Source organism: Paracraurococcus lichenis (assembly GCF_030657435.1).
Taxonomy (GTDB): Bacteria; Pseudomonadota; Alphaproteobacteria; order Acetobacterales; family Acetobacteraceae; genus Paracraurococcus; species Paracraurococcus lichenis.
This window is the reverse complement of record NZ_JAUTWS010000459.1, coordinates 1-516: the sequence shown is the minus strand read 5'-3', so window position 1 is coordinate 516 and position 516 is coordinate 1. Positions and strand designations below refer to the sequence as shown.

General features: G+C 70.0%; 1 protein-coding gene. It reads left to right on the top strand.

Features of this window, described 5'->3' with window-relative positions:
• The coding region (locus Q7A36_RS40790; RefSeq protein ID WP_305109481.1) for a winged helix-turn-helix domain-containing protein at positions 1–516 on the top strand (516 nt) is incomplete at both ends.

The window sequence follows — 516 nt, the reverse complement described above, 5'->3', positions numbered from 1 at the left end:
CAGGAGCAGCGGATCCGGCGCCTGATCGCGGACCGCTGCCCGGATCAGTTGAAGCTGCCATTCTCGTTGTGGACCCGCGAAGCGGTTGGCGCCCTGATCGAGCGGGAGACCGGGGTGCGACTGTCAGCCTCAGCCCTCGGGCGCACCCTGCGGGCCTGGGGCTTCACCGCGCAGCGCCCGGCACACCGGGCCACCGAGCGGCGGGAACCCGAGGTCCGCACCTGGCTGCAACACGCGTACCCGGCGATTGCCGCCCGGGCCAAGGTTGAAGGCGCTGAGATCCACTGGGCGGACGAGACCGGCCTGTCCAACCAGGCCAGTTACGGCCGAAGTTTCGCTCCAAGGGGCAAGACCCCCGTCCTGCCCCGGCCAGCGGCGCGGGTCTCGCAGTCCATGATCTCCAGCCTGACCAACCGGGGCACGCTGCGGTTCATGATCTATGATGGCGCGCTCACAGCGGCGACCTTCCTGGTCTTCCTGCGCCGCCTGGTCCAGGGTGCCGGGCGCAAGCTGTTC